Source organism: Bradyrhizobium sp. MOS001, from assembly GCF_004634465.1.
GTDB classification, from domain to species: domain Bacteria; phylum Pseudomonadota; class Alphaproteobacteria; order Rhizobiales; family Xanthobacteraceae; genus Bradyrhizobium; species Bradyrhizobium barranii.
Window position 1 is genome coordinate 493,393 of record NZ_SPVJ01000001.1, and the last position, 18,810, is coordinate 512,202.

20 protein-coding genes are annotated in these 18,810 nt (G+C 64.5%); 8 read left to right on the forward strand and 12 right to left on the reverse strand.

All coding sequences use genetic code 11. The annotated features are described in order from the left end of the window. Positions 1-161 precede the first annotated feature (161 nt). Positions 162-1,097, reverse strand: a complete 936-nt coding sequence (locus CT676_RS02395) for a tetratricopeptide repeat protein (protein WP_135213725.1) — start codon at positions 1,095-1,097, stop codon at positions 162-164. Positions 1,098-1,201: 104 nt separating this feature from the next. On the opposite strand from CT676_RS02395, the gene CT676_RS02400 reads away from it, so the two are divergent. Further along, positions 1,202-1,471, forward strand: coding sequence for a GNAT family N-acetyltransferase (locus CT676_RS02400; RefSeq protein ID WP_135213726.1), 270 nt, complete (start codon positions 1,202-1,204; stop codon positions 1,469-1,471). A gap of 53 nt (positions 1,472-1,524) precedes the next feature. Here the strand turns inward: CT676_RS02400 and CT676_RS02405 are convergent, their stop codons facing one another. Then, on the reverse strand, positions 1,525-1,923 hold the full coding sequence (locus tag CT676_RS02405) for a DUF3597 domain-containing protein (RefSeq protein WP_028156132.1): 399 nt from the start codon (positions 1,921-1,923) through the stop codon (positions 1,525-1,527). Positions 1,924-2,255: 332 nt separating this feature from the next. Between CT676_RS02405 and CT676_RS02410 the strand changes: the two genes are divergently transcribed. Next, entirely contained in the window at positions 2,256-3,164 is a 909-nt protein-coding gene (locus CT676_RS02410; RefSeq protein ID WP_166341915.1) for a DUF2189 domain-containing protein, read from the forward strand. A gap of 135 nt (positions 3,165-3,299) precedes the next feature. After that, a complete protein-coding gene (locus CT676_RS02415) occupies positions 3,300-4,124 on the forward strand; it encodes a lytic murein transglycosylase (RefSeq protein ID WP_063983140.1) in 825 nt (274 codons plus the stop codon). A gap of 60 nt (positions 4,125-4,184) precedes the next feature. On the opposite strand, the gene CT676_RS02420 is transcribed toward CT676_RS02415, so the two are convergent. After that, complete coding sequence (locus CT676_RS02420; RefSeq protein ID WP_028152352.1) at positions 4,185-4,511, reverse strand: hypothetical protein; 327 nt, start codon at positions 4,509-4,511, stop codon at positions 4,185-4,187. A 640-nt stretch (positions 4,512-5,151) separates the two neighbouring features. Here CT676_RS02420 and CT676_RS02425 point away from each other — a divergent pair. The 4 genes from CT676_RS02425 (at position 5,152) to CT676_RS02440 (ending at position 8,616) form a co-directional block, all read left to right on the forward strand. Further along, entirely contained in the window at positions 5,152-5,304 is a 153-nt protein-coding gene (locus CT676_RS02425; protein ID WP_007590701.1) for a DUF1127 domain-containing protein, read from the forward strand. A gap of 126 nt (positions 5,305-5,430) precedes the next feature. Next, a complete protein-coding gene (gene trmFO / locus CT676_RS02430; protein ID WP_135213730.1) occupies positions 5,431-6,858 on the forward strand; it encodes a methylenetetrahydrofolate--tRNA-(uracil(54)-C(5))-methyltransferase (FADH(2)-oxidizing) TrmFO in 1,428 nt (475 codons plus the stop codon). 8 nt (positions 6,859-6,866) lie between these two features. After that, positions 6,867-7,961 (forward strand): serine/threonine protein kinase, encoded by a 1,095-nt coding sequence (locus CT676_RS02435; RefSeq protein WP_135213731.1) that lies wholly within the window; start codon positions 6,867-6,869, stop codon positions 7,959-7,961. A 91-nt stretch (positions 7,962-8,052) separates the two neighbouring features. Then, the gene (locus CT676_RS02440) at positions 8,053-8,616 is read left to right on the forward strand and encodes a CAP domain-containing protein (RefSeq protein ID WP_135213865.1); all 564 of its coding nucleotides are present in this window, start codon (positions 8,053-8,055) and stop codon (positions 8,614-8,616) included. A gap of 12 nt (positions 8,617-8,628) precedes the next feature. On the opposite strand, the gene CT676_RS02445 is transcribed toward CT676_RS02440, so the two are convergent. From CT676_RS02445 to CT676_RS02465, 5 genes are all read right to left on the reverse strand, one after another. Further along, positions 8,629-9,102 carry a VOC family protein gene (locus tag CT676_RS02445; RefSeq protein ID WP_038933037.1) on the reverse strand — a complete coding sequence of 158 codons (474 nt, stop codon included), beginning with the start codon at positions 9,100-9,102 and terminating at the stop codon, positions 8,629-8,631. A gap of 122 nt (positions 9,103-9,224) precedes the next feature. After that, positions 9,225-10,559: an MFS transporter gene (locus tag CT676_RS02450; protein ID WP_135213732.1), complete on the reverse strand. Its 1,335-nt coding sequence runs from the start codon at positions 10,557-10,559 to the stop codon at positions 9,225-9,227. Positions 10,560-10,598: 39 nt separating this feature from the next. Beyond that, complete coding sequence (locus CT676_RS02455; protein WP_135213733.1) at positions 10,599-11,540, reverse strand: hydroxymethylglutaryl-CoA lyase; 942 nt, start codon at positions 11,538-11,540, stop codon at positions 10,599-10,601. Beyond that, the gene (locus CT676_RS02460; RefSeq protein WP_135213734.1) at positions 11,537-12,730 is read right to left on the reverse strand and encodes a CaiB/BaiF CoA-transferase family protein; all 1,194 of its coding nucleotides are present in this window, start codon (positions 12,728-12,730) and stop codon (positions 11,537-11,539) included. The genes CT676_RS02455 and CT676_RS02460 overlap by 4 nt, the downstream gene beginning before the upstream one ends. Positions 12,731-12,843: 113 nt before the next feature. Next, on the reverse strand, positions 12,844-13,800 hold the full coding sequence (locus tag CT676_RS02465) for a LysR family transcriptional regulator (RefSeq protein ID WP_224517269.1): 957 nt from the start codon (positions 13,798-13,800) through the stop codon (positions 12,844-12,846). Positions 13,801-14,002: 202 nt separating this feature from the next. Here CT676_RS02465 and CT676_RS02470 point away from each other — a divergent pair, with 202 nt between their 5' ends. After that, positions 14,003-15,181, forward strand: coding sequence for an aminotransferase class V-fold PLP-dependent enzyme (locus tag CT676_RS02470; RefSeq protein ID WP_135213735.1), 1,179 nt, complete (start codon positions 14,003-14,005; stop codon positions 15,179-15,181). 11 nt (positions 15,182-15,192) lie between these two features. Here the strand turns inward: CT676_RS02470 and CT676_RS02475 are convergent, their stop codons facing one another. From CT676_RS02475 to secF, 4 genes are read right to left on the reverse strand one after another with little or no spacing between them, the layout of a single operon-like run. Beyond that, complete coding sequence (locus CT676_RS02475) at positions 15,193-16,437, reverse strand: threonine ammonia-lyase (RefSeq protein ID WP_063983131.1); 1,245 nt, start codon at positions 16,435-16,437, stop codon at positions 15,193-15,195. A gap of 45 nt (positions 16,438-16,482) precedes the next feature. Further along, positions 16,483-17,346 carry a phytoene/squalene synthase family protein gene (locus CT676_RS02480; protein ID WP_135213736.1) on the reverse strand — a complete coding sequence of 288 codons (864 nt, stop codon included), beginning with the start codon at positions 17,344-17,346 and terminating at the stop codon, positions 16,483-16,485. Beyond that, entirely contained in the window at positions 17,343-17,726 is a 384-nt protein-coding gene (locus CT676_RS02485; protein WP_028152342.1) for an MTH938/NDUFAF3 family protein, read from the reverse strand. The genes CT676_RS02480 and CT676_RS02485 overlap by 4 nt, the downstream gene beginning before the upstream one ends. A gap of 60 nt (positions 17,727-17,786) precedes the next feature. Continuing rightward, positions 17,787-18,806 (reverse strand): protein translocase subunit SecF, encoded by a 1,020-nt coding sequence (gene secF, locus CT676_RS02490; RefSeq protein WP_028152341.1) that lies wholly within the window; start codon positions 18,804-18,806, stop codon positions 17,787-17,789. Between the last annotated feature and the right edge of the window lie 4 nt (positions 18,807-18,810).

Consider the following 18,810-nt stretch of genomic DNA (forward strand, 5'->3'; position numbering starts at 1 on the left):
TCATGACACTCCGAATGTCTAGCGACCGTGCCGGCCGCATTCGGGCGTATGTCCTGTAACGAGACGTGGGGAACCGGGTGCACGATTGCAAGACGGACTGATGTTTTTTGCCAGCGAGGCAGCATTAGCGAATTATGGCTCACGCGTTGATCGAACGCTCGCTACAGAGCCCCAAGCTTCTGCAGTGCATCATGCGCGGACGGCAGTCCTGGACGCAATTCCAGCGCCTTCCTGAAGTCGGCAATCGCGCCCTGCCTGTCGCCGAGGCGCAGCCTGGCCTGGCCGCGATTGTTCCAGGAGAACACGTCGGAGGGATCGTATTGCAGCGCCTTGTCGTAGTCGGCGAGGCCGCCCTTGTTGTCGCCCCGATAGAGCCGGATCATGCCGCGATTGCGCCAGCCGCGTGCGTCGGTCGGCGCGACGCGGATCGCCTCGCCGTAGTCGGCGGAGGCCCGGTCGAGCTGCTCGCTGTCGCGGTAGACGTTGCCGCGGTCGATATAGGCAATCAGATCCGGTGCAAGCTTGATCCGCATGCTGTAGTCGGCAAGCGCATGCGCCGTGTCGTGCTTGCGGGCGTAGACGAAGCCACGGTTGGCGTAGGCGGTGACATAGTTGGGATCGCGCTTGATCGCCGCGTCGAAATCGGCAAAGGCGCCGTCGAGGTCGCCCTTGTTGAAACGGGCCTCGCCGCGATTGCTGTAGGCCAGCACCAGCGACGGATCGAGCTTGATGGCCTGGTCGTATTCGGCGATGGCGCGATCGTAATCGCGCTTGAAGCTGTAGACGCGGCCGCGATTGTTGTAGGCGCAGGCATAGCCGGGATCGAGCCGGACTGCCTCGTCGAGATCGGACAGCGCGGCGTCGAGTTCGCGTTTCTCGGTGAGCCCATGGCCGCGATTGCAATAGGCGCCGGCGAGCCTCTGCCCGCTCTCGCTCCTGGTATCGATCACAGTCGAGCAGGCTTTGATCCGGGCGTCCGGCGTGCTGGTCAGCCCGACGCAGGCCTCCCAGGCCGGGGCGCCTTCGGCCGCAGCCGACACCGGCGCGGTCGAGACGAGCGCCGCAAGCAGCGCCAAGAGGCTGAGCGGGACACGCATTTTCCGGATATCTCCCCTGCGGCAACCTCCCTTGGTCGCACCTTGGCAAGGGCCGGTTCAGGCGCCTAGATCAGAGCACACGCAGCGCTTCGAAGGGATCTGGCATGGCGGTACGGGACAACAAGGACAGGAGTCGCTTCGAGCTCGATGCGGGCAACGAAATCGCCTTCGCCAATTACCGGCTGACGCCGTCGGCCGTGATCATCACCCATACCGAGACGCCGCACGCGCTACGCGGCCGCGGCATTGCATCCGAGCTGGTCAAGGGCGCGCTGGACTTGATCCGCCGTGACGGCAAGAAGGTGATCGCCGGCTGCGGCTTCGTCGTCGACTATCTCGACAGGCATCCGGAGGAAGCAGACCTCGTCGCCTGAACGCAAAAGGGCCCGCGAGATCGCGGGCCCCTGGCTTACGACCGAGCAATCGGTCAGTGCTTGATCTCCGGCGGCAGCTTGCCGCCATTGGCGGCCAGCTTGGACATCACCTGCTTGTGCAGCCAGACGTTCATGCTCGCCGAGTCGTTCATGTCACCGCTGTAGCCGAGCTCCTTGGCGAGGTCCTTACGCGCGGCAAGGCTGGAGTCGATGTCGAGCGCCTTCATGAGGTCGACGATCGAGGTGCGCCATTCCAGCTTCTCCTTCTGGGCAGCGACCAGCTTGTCGACGATGGCCGCAACGTCCACGGTTGCCATCGGCGCGGCAGCAGGCGCCGATCCGCCCGGCGCGGCGCTGGCGGGTGCGCTACCCGAGGGTGCGCCACCTGCGGGCGCGGCGGAAGCCGGATGGCTGCCGAAGATCGCGCCCATGATTTTCCCGAAAATGCTCATGTCTTCTCCCCGAAAAGGATCCGTTGGAAGGGCCTTGAGTGGCACTTATAGACGAAGTTACTGCGTTACGCCCGCGAAGTTCTGCGAACCGACAACCAGCATCAGCTTATCTGCGGCGAAATGACGACCGAATGACATCGTTGAGGTTGCGGTGCGGCATCGAATCTCAACCAAGCGTGTGGGACAGGACTCGGAAATGGGCGTACGCTCCACTTTCAGTTCGCGATGACGTCCGGAATTCGCGTCTGGCCGGAATCGCGAAACTCAGAAAAGCGGCCGCTTGCGCCGTTGCCGGCGCCGAATTCGGCTGCATGGCAAGGGAGCTAGCGACCATGGCCACACTCTACCCGGGCAATGTCCCCACTGTGGCCCAGCCCGCGGATGCGGCTGGACCGGTGATCCGAACCATCCAACTGTCCGATCTGCACGACGCGCTCAGGCGCGGCTGGGAAGATTTCAAGGCGGTGCCGAGCCACGCCATCATCCTCTGCGTGATCTATCCGGTGCTGGGCCTCGTGCTCGCCCGCGCGGTGATGGGCTATTCGGTGCTGCCGCTGTTGTTCCCACTGGCCGCAGGCTTCGCGCTGATCGGCCCGTTCGCCGCGCTCGGTCTCTATGAGCTCTCCAGCCGGCGGGAACGTTATGAGGAGGCCAGCGCCTGGAATGCCATGGAGGTACTGCGCTCGCCTTCGTTCGGCGCCATGCTCGGTCTCGGCACGCTGCTGCTCGCTCTGTTCGTGACCTGGGTTGCGACCGCTCAGGCGATCTATGTCGCGGCGTTCGGCTATGAGGGCGCGACCGGTATCTCTGATTTCATGACGCGCGTTCTGACGACCCAGCAAGGCTGGTGGCTGATCGTGGTCGGCTGCGGCACCGGCTTTCTGTTTGCGCTTGCCGCGCTCTGCATCAGCGCCGTGTCGTTCCCCTTGATGCTCGACCGCCATGCCGGCGCCTTCGAGGCGATGGTGACGTCGCTACGCGTCGTCGCCAAGAACCCGGTGCCGATGGCGGCTTGGGGCCTGATCGTGGCGGTGCTGCTAGCGCTCGGTACGATTCCGGCGTTCCTTGGCCTTGCCGTGGTGATCCCCCTGCTCGGCCATGCCACCTGGCACCTCTACCGCAAGGTGATCGTCTCGGAGCCCGGTGCACGTCCGGTGCCGCCCCCGCCGCATCGCCCGCGCAAGCCGGCCGCCGACTTCCCCGCCAACCTCTTCCCCTGGCGCAATCGGACGGACGCCTGACGATATCGTGACATGCGATCCTGCCCGGGCTCGGCTCGGGCAGGATTGCGTGCTGTCATACGCCTTGCTTTGGCCGCGGTTACAATCGAAATTGCCCCCGCCGGTCAGATCACTTCACGGAATCCATTTCATCTGATGACCCCGACGATTTCTCGTCTCGCTCTCGCAGCCCTCGCCCTCTCCGCGTCAATCCTAACCGCCCAGCCAGCCCTCGCCGCTGTTGCCTGCGGCTCGGGCAATTTCGACGCCTGGCTCGCGGACTTCAAAGCCGACGCCGCGGCCAAGGGCGTCTCGCAGCAGGCCGTTGCCGCCGGGCTTGCCGGCGTGACGCTCGATCAGAGCGTGCTCAACCGGGACCGCTCGCAAAAAGTCTTCACCCAGACCTTCGAGGAGTTCTCCGGCCGCATGGTGCCGCCGCGCATGCAGCGCGGCTCCAACATGATGAAGCAGTACGGCTCGGTGCTGTCCCGCATCGAACAGACTTATGGCGTGCCCGGCGAGGTGCTGGTCGCGATCTGGGGTCTCGAGACCGATTTCGGCGTCAACACCGGCAAGTTCGCCACCATCCGCTCGCTGGCAACGCTGGCCTATGATTGCCGTCGCTCCGACCAGTTTCGTGCCGAGCTGCTGGATGCGCTGCGCATCGTCCAGCGCGGCGACCTCGCCCCCGCCGACATGAAGGGCGCATGGGCCGGCGAGCTCGGTCAGACCCAGTTCATGCCGTCGTCCTGGATGAAATACGCCGTCGATTTCGACGGCAATGGCAAGCGCGACCTCTTGCACAACGCGCCCGACGTGCTCGCCTCCACCGCCAATTATCTCGCGGGCTACGGCTGGCAGCGCGGCAAGGACTGGCAGCCGGGCAGTCCGAATTTTGCGGTATTGCAGCAATGGAATAAGAGCGAAGTCTACTCCAAGACCGTCGCCTATTTCGCGACCCAGCTCGCACGCGCCCCTTAAATAGCGCCCGACAGGACGCGTAGGGCCGATCGCCCGGCGATCGGCCCTCTCTTGGTGCGTTTACTTCCCCATGGTGGCGTTCATCGCCTTGTTCAGGTGCGCGCCGCACACACCCATTTTGCCGTTGAGAAGCGCGTCCTGCGCAGCCGCGATCTCCTTCTGCGCCACGAACTTGCTGTCGCCGTCGGCCATGTTCTCGATCGCGGTCTCCGTCTTCTCCAGGTTGGCTGAGCTGCAACCGCCCATGGCGTGCTTGGCAGCCTGGGCCGGCGCGACGGCGAACGCGACGGCGGCAATTGCGATAACCCCGAGTAACTTCGTCATGATGTTACTTTCCTTCTCTTGTTCTTGTGACAGAACCAGCGACATTGCCAGAATCTGCGACATGACTTTCCTCCGGGCGCGGCAACTTGCCGCAATAAATTCCTCGCGAGAATTGCGTGATGTTGCGTGCGGCGCAGAGGCACCATGCAAAATTTCTGATTTTCATTACACCCTTGTAATGAACGCCACACGTTCGGCGTGTGTGCACCGCACCAGAGAGGCGGTTGCGGTCTGAAACGAGGCAGGGTGAGTTTCGGCAGGCTTCACGCCCGGCCGTCTGGTGATCCGCCAGCCCAAAGCGAGTTGGATCGTCGGGACCCGGTCGCATAGTGTCCCACATATGAATGGATTTATATTCATATCTATAGTTCCGCTATCATGCGATTCGCGCATGCGAGACTTGGGCGCAGGCGCTGACTGATCGCCTTGAGAACAGTTGGAACCCTACCTATTTCCATTTCACCGGTAACGAGAGTGGTTGCAGTAAACCCGTGAATTCACGGTGATTTATGGCAAAGCATTCCCTATTTCGCCTACCCTTTAGGCGAGAGTGCTCCCGGGTTAATCGTCCGTTACCACCGCTATGCACCTCGCGCTTAGCTGCATCGCAACATCGGAACTTTCGCACTGCACCACTCTCACCTATATTCATTTCAACGATGAGGCCCGGGCAAGGGCTGAATCGAACTACAGGAGACTACCAATGCTGCTCTCGCTCATCCGCATGATCCAGGCTTTCCGGGACTATCAGCGCAATGTTGCCGAGCTGTCCCAGCTCAGCGATCGCGAACTGGCCGACATCGGCCTCGATCGCTCGGACATCCCGCGCGTTGCCGCCGGTCAGTATCAGGGCTGATTTCGTTCAGCCCTTCACCGGACGAACCGATAGCGCTCGCCTCGTGCGGGCGTTGTCGTTTCTGATGGCAGAAAACTCCATCTCGGCGATTCCACTGACCGCCGAAAAGCGCTACCTGTCCGCCCCATGACAGGAACCCAATCCAACATTGTGCACGTGATCGGCGCCGGCCTTGCCGGTTCCGAAGCCGCCTGGCAGGTCGCCAAATCCGGCGTGCCCGTGGTGCTGCACGAGATGCGGCCGGACCGCATGACCGAAGCGCACCGCACCGATGGGCTCGCCGAGCTCGTCTGCTCCAATTCGTTCCGCTCGGACGACGCCGCCAACAACGCCGTCGGCCTGCTGCACGCCGAAATGCGCCGGCTCGGCTCGCTGATCATGCGCGCGGCCGACGCCAACCAGGTGCCCGCCGGCGGTGCGCTCGCGGTCGACCGCGACGGCTTCTCGGCGGCCGTCACCAAGGCGCTCAACGACCACCCCCTGATCGAGATCGCCCGTGGCGAGGTTTCCGGCCTGCCGCCGGCCGATTGGAGCAACGTGATCGTGGCGACCGGCCCCCTCACCTCCGCCCCGCTGGCCGACGCCATCCGCGAATTGACCGACGAGAACGCTCTCGCCTTCTTCGACGCGATCGCGCCAATCGTGCATCGCGAGTCCATCGACATGTCGGTCGCCTGGTTCCAGTCGCGCTATGACAAGGTCGGCCCCGGCGGCACCGGTGCCGACTACATCAACTGCCCCATGACCAAGGAGCAGTATGACGGCTTCGTCGCCGCGCTGATCGCAGGCGAGAAGACCGAGTTCAAGGAATGGGAAACCAACACGCCCTATTTCGACGGCTGCCTGCCGATCGAGGTGATGGCGGAGCGCGGCCCCGAGACGTTGCGCCACGGCCCGATGAAGCCGGTCGGCCTCACCAATCCGCACGATCCCACCACGAAGGCCTACGCGATCGTGCAGCTGCGCCAGGACAACAAGCTCGGCACGCTCTACAACATCGTCGGATTCCAGACGAAGCTGAAATACGGCGAGCAGCAACGCATCTTCCGCAGCATTCCGGGGCTGGAGAAGGCCGAATTCGCCCGCCTCGGCGGCCTGCATCGCAACACCTTCCTCAATTCGCCAAAGCTGCTCGACGGCCAGCTGCGCCTGCGCGCGCAGCCGCGGCTGCGCTTCGCCGGTCAGATGACCGGCTGCGAGGGCTATGTGGAATCCGCCAGCGTCGGCCTGATCGCCGGTCTCTATGCGGCGGCGGATGCGCGCGGCGAGACGCTGGCGAGCCCGCCCGCTACGACGGCACTGGGATCGCTGCTCGGTCACATCACCGGCGGCCATATCGAGACCATCGAGCCCGGTACACGCTCGTTCCAGCCGATGAACATCAATTTCGGCCTGTTCCCGCCGCTCGCGAGCGCGCCGACGAAGAAGCCCGACGGCACGCGCCTGCGCGGCAACGAAAAGACGGTGGCCAAGAAGCAGGCGATGAGCGCGCTGGCACTCGCCGATCTCGATCGCTGGATCGCCGATCACCTGCGCATCGCCGCAGCCGCGTGAGTTTTTCGATGAGTCTTCCCAAAGACGACGCCGCGACACTGTCGGCGCGCTGGACCGAGGGCGTGCTGCTCAAGCGCGACGTGTTCTCGACCGTCGAGCGCGGCCGCTTCCGCGGTGACAGCGGCGAGGTCGACGCCGTGCTGCGCCGGCTCGACGAAGTGCCGTGGTGGTCATTCCTCCTGGCCCGTCATCTGTTCGCGCGCGAGAAACACGCACTCGTTCTTGCAAAAGGCCTGAACGTCGGCCCCGAGTTGCTGTGGGCCGGACGCCGCGCCCTGGTACGCGGCTTTGTCGACGGCGTCGCGCTCCATCTCGCCAAGCCGCATGGCGACCTCGCCTATTTCCGCTCGGCCAAGGCGGCGCTACGCCGGCTGCGCCGCGCCGGCATCTGCCACAACGATCTCGCCAAGGAGCAGAACTGGCTGGTCGGCCGCGACGGCCGCGCCTATGTCACCGACTTCCAGCTCGCGGCCTGCTTCAACCGACGTGGCCGGCTCTACCGCATCCTCGCCTACGAGGACCTGCGGCATCTGCTCAAGCACAAGCGTTCCTATGCACCCGAGGCGCTGACGCCGCGCGAGCGAAAAATCCTGGCGAAGAAATCATTCGCCGCCAGCCTGTGGCTCGCGACCGGCAAGAAGGTCTATCGCGCGATCACGCGCGGCCTGTTCAACTTCACCGACCGCGAGGGCGGCGGCCGCCGGCTGGTCAACGACGCGCCGGTGCTGGCCGAGCTGATCCGCAAGAACCCGGCCGTGCGCGACACCGCCATCGTCGCCTTCGCCGACCGCCGCTCCGGCGTCGGGCTCTATGCCTTCGTCGAGGCCGATCAGGCCACGCTTGAAGGCGAGCTTCGCAGCGAACTTTCGGCCGCCAAGGGTCCAAAGCCGCCGGAGCACATCCAGGTCGTACACGCGCTGCCCCGCGATACCAGCGGCAAGCCGCGGACCGAGATCCTGCAACTGGTCGCCATGAACCAGCTCGACCTGATCGAGCCGATGATGAAGAACGACCAGGACCGCGCCTTCCTCAAGGACATCCTGGAACAGCGGAAGAACCTGCGGGACCGTTTCAATTTCGAGGCGGACCTGCCGGCGGGCTGACGGGCTGCTCGCGCCTTGAAGCGTCCACATTGGCGATAGAGAAGCGATCGGATCATTCGGGCGGCGGGTCATGGGCATTCGGAGGGTGATGATGCATGGTGTGGTTGGCGGCGTGATCGCTGGCCTTCTGCTGCTCGCAGCTGCGCCCGCGATGGCCGAATCCCCGGCCGAGCTGATCTCCGGCTTTCGCCTCAAGAACGGCGAAGTCCGCGTCGTCCGCGATTCAACCCTTGACCGCATCGCCATGGACCAGGCCCGCGCGATGGCGGCAAAGGACGACCTCAGCCACGACGCGCTCGGCCCGTTCAACCGGCGCGTCGCACCGGCCGGCGCGGGCCGCGCGGCCGAGAACATCGCCTACGGCTACGACAATTTCGAGAAGACGCTGGGACAGTGGATCGACTCGTCCGGGCATCGCAAGAACCTGCTGCTGCACAACGCCTCCCGCGTCGGTATCGCGAGCGCAAAAAATGCCAGCGGCAAGCGAACCTATTGGGCCATGGTGATCGCGGGCGACTACGAGCCGAAGGGCAAGGGCAAAGGTAAAGGCAAGAAGGACGAGGAGCCGCTGGTTGCCGTGAAGCGCGAGGCCGCGCCCGCCAGCAAGCCCAAATCCAGCGGCTGCCACGTCAAGCTGCTCGGCCTCTGTATCTGAGACGAGAAAATTTCAGCCGCGGCGCGCGGCCTCGATCGCGGCGACATCGATCTTCGTCATCCCCATCATCGCATCGAAGGCGCGCTTGGCCTCGGCACCGCCCGCCGCCAGTGCCTCAGTCAACACCCGCGGCGTGATCTGCCAGGAGAGGCCCCATCTGTCCTTGCACCAGCCGCAGGCGCTCTCCTGCCCGCCATTGCCGATGATGGCGTTCCAATAGCGGTCGGTCTCCTCCTGATCGTCGGTGGCGATCTGGAACGAGAAGGCCTCATTGTGCTTGAAGATCGGACCGCCGTTGAGGCCGAGACAGGCGACCCCGGCCACGGTGAACTCGACGGTGAGCACGTCGCCGGCCTTACCCGACGGGTAGTCGCTGGGCGCGCGGTGGATGGCGCTCACTGCGCTGTCGGGGAACGTCTCGGCATAGAAGCGGGCAGCCGCCTCGGCGTCTTTGTCGTACCAGAGGCAAATCGTGTTCTTCGCCATTGCGCGTCCCCTTCGGTTCCGGGCCATCACACCGCCATCCATTGAGAATGGACGGCGGTGTGATGTCTTTCGCCTAGATACCCTCTTGAATGCGCCTCACCAAGGCGCGCCAATGCCGCGGCCTATGCGACCCGGGGTTCCGCCACGTCCCTGGCTTTCAGGTCTCGCGGAAGCACCGTCAGCAGCAGCAACGCACAGAGCACGCACAAGCCGCCAATGACATAGAGCGCCGGCGTCGTGCTGCCGGTCACATCCTTGACCGAGCCAACCATGACCGGGCTGACGATGCCGCCGACCTGCCCCAGCGTGTTGATGAGTGCGATCCCGCTCGCTGCCCCCGCACCGGTGAGAATTTTCGGAGGCAGCGTCCAGAATGTCGGAATGGCCGCAACCACGCCGGCACCAAGGATGGCAAGCGCGCCAACCAGCGTGACGACGTTCCTGTCGAATACGCCCGAGGCGAAGAAGCCCACCGCCGCCGTCAGCACCAGACCCGCGACGAATTTGGGGCGCTCCCCCGATGCATCCGACAATCGGCCTACGACGATCATGCAGATGGCGCCGCAGATATAGGGAACGGCGGTCAGGAAGCCGATCGCAGCCGCGCTTCCGCCCCCGGCCGCCTTGATCAGGTCGGGCGCCCAGAAATTGAGGCCGTAGGAGGCGATCTGGATCAGGAAGTAGATGAATCCGAGCAGCAGCACGCCGGGCATGAGCAGCGAGCGCCATGCCGAATGCTCGCCGATCTCGTTCTTCTGGCGGTCCAGCTGAACCGAGATCAATCGGCGCTCGTCGTCGCTCAACCATTCGGCCTGCTCGATCCCGTCGTCGAAGCGCAGCAGCACGACGAAGCCAAGCGCAACGCAGGGAATGCCGCCAGCCAGAAACAGCCATTGCCAACCGGCCAGACCGTGCAGCCCGTTCAGATAGTTGAGGATGAGACCCGAGATCGGCGCGCCGATGATCCCCGAGAATGCAGTGGCGAGAAAGAACACGGACGTCATGCGGCCGCGATGCGATTTTGGAAACCAGAGTGTCAGGTAATAGAGAATGCCGGGCGCAAATCCCGCCTCCATGGCGCCAATCACGAAGCGCAGCGCATAGAACTGCCACTCGCTATGAACGAAGACCATCGCCGCCGTCGCCAGCCCCCAGGAAATCATGATGCGGGCGATCCAGCGCCGCGCGCCGAAGCGATAGAGCAGCATATTGCTCGGCACTTCCAGCAGGACGTAGCCAACGACGAACAGGCTGGCGCCAAATCCGTAGGCTGTGTTGCTGAGGCCGAGATCGGCCTGGAGCGCAGCCTTGGCAAAGCTGATGTTGACGCGGTCGAAGAACGCAAAGAAGTAGCAGACGATGATCAGCGGCATCAGCCGCCACGCAATCTTCTTGATGACCTGATGCTCTGTGAGTCCAGTATCGAGGTCGGCAGTCGCCGCCGTGGCAATCGTCATGGTTTCCTCCAATGTGTTTTGAATTTTGATAGCGGTCGATCAGCCCGAGCGTCGCAGCCGCTCGGGTATGGGGTGCAGATCGAGGGGACGGCCGGCCTTGGCGACCTGTCCCGGCACCTCATGTCCGACCACTCCAGGCAATCGGAACGAGAGATCGATCAAGCGCTGCAGATCGAGACCGGTTCGCAAGCCCGTCTCGTGGCAGAGATTGACGAGGTCTTCGGTACAGACATTGCCGGTGGCGCCCGGCGCAAATGGACATCCGCCGAGGCCGCCCAGCGCGGCGTCAAAGCGGCGCGCGCCGGTGTCATAGGCCGCGAGGACGTTAACCAGCCCGAGACCGCGCGTGTTGTGGAAGTGAAGCGTAAGCATGTCCGCAGGGACCAGCATCAAGACCGCGGCAACCAGCTGCGAGACCTGATTGGGATTGGCCATGCCCGTGGTGTCGGCGAGCGTGACGCCGTCGACCCCGAGATCGAGATAGCGCTTGACGATATCGAGCACCTTCTCGAGAGGCTGCAGGCCTTCGAACGGACAGCCGAACGCGGTCGCAACCGTCGCGTTGACCAACGCGCCGCCTGCGTGGGCCGGCTTCACGATCTCGCTGAGCGACGCCAGCGACGCCGCATGCGTCATGTTCATGTTGGCACGGTTGTGCGTTTCACTCGCCGACATCACGAAATTGAGCTCGTCGGCGCGTGCGGCCAGCGCCAGCTCAGAACCCTTCCGGTTCGGGATCAGCGCCGTATAGATCGTGCCTGGCCGCCGCTCGATGCCGGTGAAGACGTCCGTGGCGTCGCGCAGCGACGGCACGGCCGCCGCTGACACGAATGACGAGACCTCGATGCGACTGAAGCCGATCGCAGAGAGCGAATTGATCAGCCGGATTTTCTCGCTGGTTTCGACCCATTTCGCTTCGATCTGAAGGCCGTCGCGCGGAGCGACCTCCTGGATCCGGATGTCCGGTGGCGGCGCCGTCATTGCACCGCTCCGCTGCGGCGCAGCTGCGCGATATCGCCTGCCTGCAAGCCGAGACCCGCGAGCACCTCGTCGGTATGCTGTCCCAGCGTCGGGCCAGGCCATTTGACGGCGCCCGGGGTGTCGGAGAGCTTTGGCGCGATGCCCGGCATCTTTACGGTGACATCGCCCGGCAGCTCGGTCTGCAGGATCATCTCGCGGGCGGCGTAATGGGGATCGTCGACAATATCGGCGACGGAATAGATCCGGCCCGCGGGAACGTCGGCCGCATCGAGACGTGCGAGGATCTCGTCCATCGTTCGCTGCGAGGTCCATGCAGTGATGGCAGCATCGAGCAAGGCGTTGCTGCGGACACGTCCGTCATTGCTGGCAAGGGCCGGATCGTCGGCAAGGTCCGGCCGCCAGATGACCAGCATCAAGCGTTTGAAGATCGCGTCGCTGTTGCCGGCGATCACGACATGGCGCCCGTCGGAGCTGGGATATGTATTGGATGGACTGATGCCCGGCAGGGCGCCGCCGGTGCGGGTCCTGACATGACCCATGAGGTCATATTCGGGGACAAGACTCTCCATCAGGTTGAACACGCTCTCATAGAGCGAGACGTCGACCACCTGCCCTCGCCCCTGCCCTGTCTTGACACGAAGCAGCGACATCAGCGCGCCGATCACGCCATGAAGCGAAGCAAGGCTGTCGCCGATGCTGATGCCGACCCGGGCCGGCGGGCTGTCGGGATCGCCGGTAGTGAAGCGCAGCCCGCCCATGGCCTCTCCGATCGCGCCGAACCCGGAGCGGTCGCGGTAAGGGCCGGTCTGCCCGTAGCCGGAGATGCGGACCAGTGTCAGGTCCGGATTGAGCTTTGAGAGCACGTCCCAGCCGAGGCCAAGCTTCTCGAGGCTTCCTGGCTTGAAATTCTCGATCACGACATCGGCTTGCGCGGCCAGGCGCAGCGCGACGTCGCGCCCGTCAGGCGATTTCAGATCGATCGCGATCGACTTCTTGTTGCGGGATTGCAGGTACCACCAGAGCGAGGTGCCCTGATGCAGCTTGCGCCATCTGCGCAACGGATCCCCGCTGCCCGGCTGCTCGATCTTGATGACTTCGGCGCCGAACTCAGCAAAGAGCCGCGCGGCAAATGGTGCCGCGATCAAAGTTCCGAGTTCGACGACTCGTATTCCGGATAATGGTCCGTCCACGTCTGGCGCTCCTCGATCGTCTTTGATCGTGGTGTCGCCGAGCGCAGGGCCTTAAGTCCAATATCCTTTGATGAACACGCGTTCGCGGATGACGAACGACACGAAGGCCGCCATCAGTGAGGTTTGGTTCCGGGCAATCGCAGATGATCGAGCATCAACTGGCTCGTCGCCGACAATCCCGCGGGATCCCTGGCCACCAGCACCAGTTCGCGATCGGCCCAGTCGTCGCTTAACTCGACGGCCGTCAGATTCATGCCGTGACTGAGGACCTCGAACGCACGGTCGGGAATGAGGCCGATCCCCATGCCGGCCTGCACCATCCGGCAGACCGCATCAAAACCCGGTACGTGGACCCGCAACCGGATCGACTTGCCGATCTGCTGCGCGGTGTATTGCGAGCGCAGATAGATCGAGCTGGTCGCAAACAGGCCGACATGGTCGTAGTCGAGTGTATCGGCGAACGAAACGTCTCTTGCCGACGCAAGCGGATGATCGGATCGCACCACGATGACGAGGCGGTCGCGTCGATAGGAGAACCGCTCCAGCCCGCGCGTCGACACGTCTGCCGAGCAGATGCCGATTTCGGCCACGCCCTCCTCGACGCCGCGAACGACATCGGCGCTGGGGCGCTCCTGCAGATCGAGCCGCACCAACTCGTGCGAGCGAAAGAAGCCGGGCAGATCGTCGGGAAGGAATTCGACGATCGACGACAGATTGGCCAGCATCCGCACATGCCCGCGCACGCCGCGCGCATGCTCGGCCATGTCGACGGCGATCTTCTCGACGTTGAGCAACGTCACGCGCGCATGATGCAGCAGCGATTCACCGGCCGGCGTCAGCGCCATGCCGTTCGGATGCCGCTCGAACAGCGCGACCTCGAGCACTTCCTCGAGATCATGCATGCGCTTGCTGACAGCAGAGGGCGCGATCGCCTCGCGCTGCGAGGCGCGCGTCAAATTGCCTTCCTCACAGATGGCGATGAACAGCCTGAGGGTCGTGAGGTCGATCCGTCGGGTGATGTTGGTCCTGGGCGTCCCGGTCATTGAGCGGGATTGCGTTTTCTCTTGCATGGTCTGTTTCCCGATCCGGGAAGATATAGCGTTCGAAGCCACCGGGTTTCTCAAAATCCGGGGAGAAAGGCCGCCGATTTGGAATCCGATACCAAGACGAGGCAATAATCCGCCATTTTGTTCCAAGCTGCACATGAGCTTGCTCGCGCTCGTCAACGCGCCTAATTCATGGGATCGGGATAGCAGAGGCGGAGACCAGCACTTGATCGACATCGACCGGATACGTTCCGACACCCCGGCCGCCTCCCGCCTCGCTTATCTCCACAATGCCGGCGCGGCCCTCATGCCAACTGCCGTCGTCGCGGCAATGAAGGACCACATCGATCTGGAGGGCGAGATCGGAGGTTATGCCGCTGCCGACCGCGAGTCCGATCGGCTCGATGCGGTCTACGGCTCCGTAGCGCGCCTTCTGAATGCCGCCCCCGATGAGATCGCCCTCATGGAGAACGCGACAATTGCCTGGCAGATGGCGTTCTACGCGCTTCCGTTTCGCCAGGGCGATCGGATCCTGACCGCCGAAGCGGAATACGCAGCCAACTACGTCGCGTTTCTTCAGGTCGCAAGGCGCACGGGCGCGATCATCGATGTCGTGCCGAGCGACGCCACCGGCGAGCTCGACGTCCACGCGCTCGAACGCATGATCGACGAGCGCGTGAAGCTGATCGCCGTCACCTGGGTTCCGACCAATGGCGGATTGGTCAATCCCGCGGCGGCGATCGGCAAGATCGCGCGGGCGCACGGGATTCCCTATCTGCTCGACGCCTGCCAGGCGGTCGGCCAGATGACGGTCGACGTCGAAGCCGTCGGCTGTGACATGCTGTCGGCGACGGGGCGTAAATTCCTCCGCGGCCCGCGCGGCACGGGCTTTCTCTACGTCCGCCGCGAGATGCTGCAACGACTCGAGCCGCCGATGATCGATCACTTCGCCGCGCCCTGGGTCTCGCGCGGTGAATATCGGCTCCGTGACGATGCCCGCCGTTTCGAGACATGGGAGAACAATTACGCGGCACGTCTCGGTCTCGGCGCTGCCATCGATTATGCCCTCGCGATCGGCCTCGGCCCCATCGAGCAGCGCTGCCGTCTGCTTGCGGACCGTCTTCGCGGCGGCCTCGCCTCCGTTCGCGGCGTGACTATTCGCGACCTCGGACGCGCACCGGGCGCCATCGTCAGCTTCACGCTGGATGGGTATGAGGCGGACGCCATCGTCAGAAGCGCCGCTGCGGCAGGCATCACCATCGGCGCTTCAGATCCGGGGAGCACCCGTATCGATGCCGAAATCCGCTCGCTGCCACCGGTCGTGCGGGCCTCCCCGCATTACTACAACACGGAAGCCGAGATCGACCGGCTGATCGGCCACCTCGCGGGTTTGGCGCCGCGATAGCGGCGCGCCGCTCAGGTGCAGCGCGCGCTCAGTCCGGATGCGCCGAGCTTGGCCATGACCTCGTCGAGATGCGCGCTGTCGCGGGTCTCGATGACGAGCTGAAGCAGCGTCGCTTTGGCCGGCAGATCGGAGAAGGTCCGCTGATGCGAGACCTCGATGATGTTGGCGCCGGCCTCGGCCAGCAGTGAGGCGACGGCGGCCAATTGCCCCGGCCGATCGGGGATATCGAGCGACAACTGGGTCAGCCGCCCCTCGCGCGCCAGCTCACGCGTCAGAACGGAGGCGATCAGCCGCGTGTCGATGTTGCCGCCGCTCAGGACGAGGCCGACCTTCTGGCCGGCAAAGCGGGACGTATCGGACATCAGCGCGGCAAGCCCGGCGGCGCCGGCGCCCTCGACGACCGTCTTCTCGATCGAGATCAGGGTCGCGACCGCACGCTCGAGCTCGGCTTCGTTCACCAGCGCGATATCGTCGACGAGGCGGCGGACGATCTCGGTCGTGATCTTGCCCGGCGATTTCACCGCGATGCCTTCGGCGAGCGTGTCGCCGCGCGCGGGCAGATTGCCGTCATGGATGGCGTTGTACATCGAGGGGTAGAGCCAGGCCTCGACGCCAAGAATCCGCACCGTCGGCTTGATCGATTTCGCGGCAATGCCGATGCCGCTGATCAGGCCACCGCCGCCGATCGGGACCACCAGCGTATCGAGCTCCGGCACCGCCTTCAGCATCTCGAGCCCGACAGTGCCCTGCCCCGCGATGACGAGCGGGTCGTCGTAGGGGTGGACGAAGATCATGCCGCGGGCCTCGCCATGGCTGCGCGCATAGACGGCCGCCTCCTCCAGCGTCGCGCCCGTCACCACCACCTCGGCGCCGTGGTGCTTGGTGTTCTCGACCTTCACCATGGGCGTGCCGACCGGCATGACGATGGTGGCGGGAATGCCGAGCCGCTTGGCGTGATAGGCGACGCCCTGCGCGTGGTTGCCCGCCGACATCGCGATGACGCCGCGCGCACGCTCCTCCGGCGTCAGCGCGGTGAGCCGGTTGAGCGCACCCCGCTCCTTGAACGAGGAGGTGAACTGGAGGTTTTCGAATTTCAGCCAGATGTCGCAGCCGCAGATGTTGCTCAGCGTGCGGCTGTAGCTGCAGGGCGTCTCGACGACGGCGCCGCGGATGGTGTCGGCGGCGGCATGAATGTCGCCCAGAGCGACCGGAAGGCCGCTAAGATCGGGGGACGTGTTTTGGGACAACTCAGCCATAGGACAGCATAGAGCATTTGACCGTTTGAGGCGATAAACCGGCCGCTATTTGGTAAATTCCCGGGAACGTGAAGCCCGCCACAGCGTCCATAGCGTGCGCAGCCGCGACGGGGGCTGCGGCGCAAACGGATTGCGCCCGGGTTGCGACAGGCGCTTGAGGTCACCCCGCACCTGGCTCAGCAGCAGAAACGCTGGCCGTGCCGGCGCCGGCACCTCCGGCAACAACGACAAGGCCGTCGTCAAATGCTGCTCGGCTTCGCCCACGAGCTGGCCCAGCACCGCATGCAGATTTGGCGTCTCCTTGCCGGCGAACACGTCCTCCATCTGGCAGCCATGGGCCGCCAGCAGCTGCTGCGGCAGGAACAGTTGCCGGTGCGCCGAGTCGCGCGGCAGATTCGCAATCACCTGCGCGATGCCCTGGGCGAGCCCGGCATGCCTTGCGACATGCTCGGCCGCCTCCGAAGGCGGCGCCATGACCCGCGCCGCGAGGGCAAACAATGCCGAACAGGTCGCGTCCAGATAACCCTCCAGAGCCGCCATGGTCGGCATCGGATCGTTGTAGAGATCGAACTGATGCTCGTCGGCGAGCAGCGACAACGGCTCGACCGGCAGGTCGAAATCGCTGATCGCACGCAATAGCTCCGCCGCCACCGGGTTGCCCTCGGCGCTGCCGTGGACGTGGCCCGACAGCATGTCGGTCCACCATTGCAGGCGGATTTCGCCGGGCAAGGGCTGGCTCACCTGGTCGCGGACGCGGACGATCTCGACATTGAAGGCATAGAGCGCCAGCAGCGCCTGGCGCTCGGCGGCCGGCGCAAACAGCGTTGCGGCATAGCGCGGGAAGTCATGGCTGCGCACGAGGCCGGCGCAGAAGGCGACCGAATCGGCCGGAGGCGCAGCGCTGCTCATGGCACGGCGATCAGCGCCGCGGCGACGCGGCGCCGCTCGCCGATCATGATGTTGTAGGTGCGCACGGCGGGACCGGTCTGCATCGTATCCAGCACCACCCTCACCGCCTTCAGCGCCTGCCGCAGGTCCGGCGGCGGCAACCAGACGCCGGTTCCGGTACCGATCAGAAGCGTGTCGATGCTGTTGGCCGCCGTGAAGACGCGATCCAGCGAATAGCGGTCGATCTTCGTCGGGTCCGTCACGTCCCAGGCCCAGATCGCGTCGGGCAGGCAGAGCAGCGATCCCCGATGCGACATGCCGGCAAAGGCGAAGCCGCCCTTGCCATAGGCTTCGATCGGCGCCGAGCGGGGAAAATGCGGTGCGTTGGGATCGCCGGCCATGTGCTTCGTCCGAATGAGCTTACTGCCCTCGCAAACGCCTGCGAGGGCATGCGGTTCGGATCATGCCTTGTTTTTCTTCGCCGGCGTAGCCGTATCGGGCGCATCTTCGCGATGCTCGCCGACGCCGAGATAGATCAGGATCGGGGCCGCGATGAAGATCGAGGTATAGGTGCCGACCAGCACCACGCCGAACATCATCACCGCGGTGAAGCTGTGGATGGCATGGCCGCCGAACAGCAGCAAAGCCAACAGCGCCAGCGTCACGGTGAAGTGGGTGATGATCGAACGCGACAGGGTCGAATTGATCGACTCGTTGAGCAGCTGCGGCATCGGCATCTTCTTGTAGCGGCGCAGCATTTCGCGGATACGGTCGTAGATGACGACGGTGTCGTTGAGCGAGTAGCCCAGAATGGTCAGAAGGGCCGCGATGCTGGTCAGGTCGAAATCGACCTGGCTGATCGACATGAAGCCGATCGTCAGCACGATGTCGTGCACGTTGGCGATCATGGCGCCGAGCGCGAACTGCCATTCGAAGCGGAACCAGAGGTAGATCAGGATCGAGACGATCGCGAGCATCAGGCCGAGCATGCCATAGGCCAGCAGTTCGCCGGACACGCGCGGTCCCACCACCTCGACGCGGCGATATTCGACGGAATCGCCGAGCGCGCCGCGCACCTTCTGCACGGCTTCCTGCTGGGCAGCGTCGCCGCCCGGCTGCTCCGCGACGCGGATCAGGACGTTCTCGGGGCCGCCGAACTGCTGCAACTGGACTTCGCCGAGATGCAAGGCATCGAGCGTCGTCCGCATCGCGGCGATGTCGGCGGCGCCGGACTTGGCCTGCACTTCCAGCAGCGTGCCGCCGCGGAAGTCGATGCCGAAATTCAGGCCATGGGTGAAGAACAGCGTGATCGCGACGATCGACAGCGCCGCCGAGATCGGGAAGCTGATCCGGCGGAAGCGCGTGAAGTCGAAATGCGTATCGTCCGGGACGATGCGCAGCGACGGCAGCAGCCCGAGCGCTGCGACCACGGTGAGAACGGCAATGAGAATGCCAAGCCCGATGAGAACGTAGTGAGTCACGGTC

Bases quoted from the DNA above. Each gene is read 5' to 3' on its own strand.
- CT676_RS02415 (WP_063983140.1), top strand. From the start codon at position 3,300: ATGACCCCGACGATTTCTCGTCTCGCTCTCGCAGCCCTCGCCCTCTCC.
- CT676_RS02485 (WP_028152342.1), bottom strand. From the start codon at position 17,726: ATGGCCGGCGATCCCAACGCACCGCATTTTCCCCGCTCGGCGCCGATC.
- CT676_RS02465 (WP_224517269.1), bottom strand. From the start codon at position 13,800: ATGCAAGAGAAAACGCAATCCCGCTCAATGACCGGGACGCCCAGGACC.
- trmFO (WP_135213730.1), top strand. From the start codon at position 5,431: ATGACAGGAACCCAATCCAACATTGTGCACGTGATCGGCGCCGGCCTT.
- CT676_RS02405 (WP_028156132.1), bottom strand. From the start codon at position 1,923: ATGAGCATTTTCGGGAAAATCATGGGCGCGATCTTCGGCAGCCATCCG.
- CT676_RS02455 (WP_135213733.1), bottom strand. From the start codon at position 11,540: ATGACGGCGCCGCCACCGGACATCCGGATCCAGGAGGTCGCTCCGCGC.
- CT676_RS02445 (WP_038933037.1), bottom strand. From the start codon at position 9,102: ATGGCGAAGAACACGATTTGCCTCTGGTACGACAAAGACGCCGAGGCG.
- CT676_RS02440 (WP_135213865.1), top strand. From the start codon at position 8,053: ATGCATGGTGTGGTTGGCGGCGTGATCGCTGGCCTTCTGCTGCTCGCA.
- CT676_RS02400 (WP_135213726.1), top strand. From the start codon at position 1,202: ATGGCGGTACGGGACAACAAGGACAGGAGTCGCTTCGAGCTCGATGCG.
- CT676_RS02450 (WP_135213732.1), bottom strand. From the start codon at position 10,559: ATGACGATTGCCACGGCGGCGACTGCCGACCTCGATACTGGACTCACA.
- CT676_RS02425 (WP_007590701.1), top strand. From the start codon at position 5,152: ATGCTGCTCTCGCTCATCCGCATGATCCAGGCTTTCCGGGACTATCAG.
- CT676_RS02395 (WP_135213725.1), bottom strand. From the start codon at position 1,097: ATGCGTGTCCCGCTCAGCCTCTTGGCGCTGCTTGCGGCGCTCGTCTCG.
- CT676_RS02475 (WP_063983131.1), bottom strand. From the start codon at position 16,437: ATGGCTGAGTTGTCCCAAAACACGTCCCCCGATCTTAGCGGCCTTCCG.
- CT676_RS02420 (WP_028152352.1), bottom strand. From the start codon at position 4,511: ATGTCGCAGATTCTGGCAATGTCGCTGGTTCTGTCACAAGAACAAGAG.
- CT676_RS02480 (WP_135213736.1), bottom strand. From the start codon at position 17,346: ATGAGCAGCGCTGCGCCTCCGGCCGATTCGGTCGCCTTCTGCGCCGGC.
- CT676_RS02435 (WP_135213731.1), top strand. From the start codon at position 6,867: ATGAGTCTTCCCAAAGACGACGCCGCGACACTGTCGGCGCGCTGGACC.
- CT676_RS02410 (WP_166341915.1), top strand. From the start codon at position 2,256: ATGGCCACACTCTACCCGGGCAATGTCCCCACTGTGGCCCAGCCCGCG.